The 2,242-nt window shown below is 37.2% G+C and carries 4 protein-coding genes and 1 pseudogene; all 5 read left to right on the forward strand.

Going from position 1 to position 2,242, the window contains the following annotated elements; all coding sequences use genetic code 11:
* Nucleotides 1-276, forward strand: a 276-nt coding sequence (locus O9A_RS07290) for a type IV secretion system protein (protein ID WP_034460389.1), incomplete at its 5' end; no start/stop codon positions are given.
* A gap of 173 nt (nt 277-449) precedes the next feature.
* Complete coding sequence (locus O9A_RS07295; RefSeq protein WP_034457874.1) at nt 450-596, forward strand: TrwH protein; 147 nt, start codon at nt 450-452, stop codon at nt 594-596.
* Nucleotides 593-688, forward strand: a pseudogene (locus tag O9A_RS08135) (TrwG protein); the annotation flags it as partial. The gene O9A_RS07295 and the pseudogene O9A_RS08135, both read left to right, overlap by 4 nt.
* 72 nt (nt 689-760) lie before the next feature.
* Complete coding sequence (locus O9A_RS08630) at nt 761-1,726, forward strand: TrbJ/VirB5 family protein (RefSeq protein WP_342543804.1); 966 nt, start codon at nt 761-763, stop codon at nt 1,724-1,726.
* A 231-nt stretch (nt 1,727-1,957) separates the two neighbouring features.
* Nucleotides 1,958-2,242 (forward strand): type IV secretion system protein (locus O9A_RS07305; protein ID WP_034460391.1); only part of this gene is annotated, 285 nt, incomplete at its 3' end.

Here is a 2,242-nt window from a genome sequence, read left to right on the forward strand (position 1 = left end):
CTGAACTATACAATTCTTGTTGTCCTCTTAGCCACCATATTCAGTTTGATGATGAATATCTTTTCAAATTACATGAGTGATCTGGAATTTGATGGTCAGCAAAATGTCGGTTACACACTTGGCGGTGCGCTTATCCTCTCCATTATTTTCATTGTGCTGTTGCTCAAATTGTCAAGCATTGCCAATACTTTGGCAAAAGGCATTACTTTCAGACATCTCTGGAACCCAAGTGCAGGAGAAAGAAAGGCCTCACAGGGCAATCGCACAATTAAATAACAAATGACCTATAAATACCATAAAGGATATCTGCACTATCAAATCATTTGCCTAAATAAAAAACAAAATCGTAAAAATAAAGACACTCATAGGCCATATACTTTATAATCAAAATTGAAATAATGATAAAAAAGTGTTAGATTAAATTTAAAAGTTGAGTAAGGAATGGTACAATGAAATCAGTCATTTTTGTAATTTTGATTGCTGGGCTTTTATCGGCTTGCGGTACGTTCGCTCCAAAGCCAAAACAACCCAATAATTGGAATCGTGTGCCTATTAACAAAACAGTCCCTACCGAAATTCAGCGAGGAGCAATATGACAACAAAACAAGTAAAACCAATAAAAGCCGAACGACTGAACAGGTATTATGAGGAAAGCCTCGGCTTGGAACGTGAACTCATTGGTACATTTTAAAGTCATCAATAACTCAGTGATATAGTTATCAATCCTTCTGCAGTATATGGAAATTAAAAGGAGCTAAATATGAAAAAGCTAATCATGACAGCGGCGATAAGTGTAGTTCTTGGAATACCTGATAAAGCAATCGCAATGCCGAATCAAATACTGCATAGCGACACAAGGATAGAGAAGAGCAATGTTGAACGTGAATTTCGTTACAGTGACTTACCAGATGACCAGCTCATACGTGCTTTGACCGATGATGAATTCAGAAAAATGATCAGAGATACATTTATGAATGGGCCCCAAATAGGTGGTGGATACGGTGGTGGAATCTCAAAGAGTAACGAACCCTACCCTGTACCAAAAGAACAAAAGCCAATCCTGCAACCTCCCCTAACCAAAAAAGCGCCACAGCAAAAGCAATACGAATTTTCGTACTTACTACAAAAGCAAAATACTGAACAAGAGAAAAATACTGTTAATGAGGATAAAAATCTCGAGCGAATAACAGAAAAAATACATAATTCTATAACAGGCAATCGAACAAGAAGTACAAAGTCAGTACAAGATGATGGAAGTTTGTTATTTCCAAATCCACAGCACATATACGATCAAGATAAACGAACTGGAAAAGTTCAGGAAACTTTAAAGCAGATTATGCAAGACGAGCGTCAACATCGCAATACTTTTAAAAATACAAGTGACGCACGAACATCTATTGATACACGCAGTCAATATGCAGCAGTCATAGATAAAGTCGTAGCTTTGCAGACTTTTAAAGCAACAGAAAATCGTTTTGAACAAATTGCAAAAATGTTAACTGACATAGATAGAATTCAAGATTTAAAAGGTATTGCCGAATTACAGGTGCGTATGAAGGGCATGCTAGCTGTGATTCAAAATGAAGCAACAAAACTACAAATGGTCGCGCATTTACGCAACAGTGAACAAGCACTCATCAACCGGTTAAAACGCCAACGCAATATACAAATTCTTGGAAGTTCAAATAAAACAATGCCCGCCATACGATCACAATCAGTTTTTTAAATAGTTTCGTTTATGTCCTTGGTTCTTTATGCTCATGAAAACAAGATGAAATGCATAATATTTAGTGCAGTTCCAACAATCCAGAGGAACACACAAATACTCAATTTACTCTAACTAACTTCAATAATAAAGCGCTTGTAACAAATTGTAGAAATGCAAATGAAGCGCACAACATACACTCTTATTATTCCAAGCTGATAGAAAACTAAAAATCGGGTAAAGAGGAATGCCATGGACTTCAAAATGTTCACGCAACTTGTCAGTGAAATTGATCAGACAACACGAACATATGTCACGGATATTTCCTCACAAGCCATCGTTACAATTACGCCCTTCGTATCAATCGGCCTCTCTATCGCTTTTATCGTCTATGGATGGCTCATCATGCGAGGAGCAGTAGAAATGCCCCTCGCAGGTTTCCTAAGCCGATGCCTGCGGATCAGTATTATTACTTCAATTGCTCTCACAGCAGGACTTTATCAAACAGAAATCGTAAATCTGATAATAGAAATGCCT

This window comes from Bartonella koehlerae C-29, assembly GCF_000706625.1.
GTDB classification, from domain to species: domain Bacteria; phylum Pseudomonadota; class Alphaproteobacteria; order Rhizobiales; family Rhizobiaceae; genus Bartonella; species Bartonella koehlerae.

Excerpts from the sequence above, each read along its gene's own strand:
- O9A_RS08630 (WP_342543804.1), top strand. The coding sequence starts at position 761 with ATGAAAAAGCTAATCATGACAGCGGCGATAAGTGTAGTTCTTGGAATA.
- O9A_RS07295 (WP_034457874.1), top strand. The coding sequence starts at position 450 with ATGAAATCAGTCATTTTTGTAATTTTGATTGCTGGGCTTTTATCGGCT.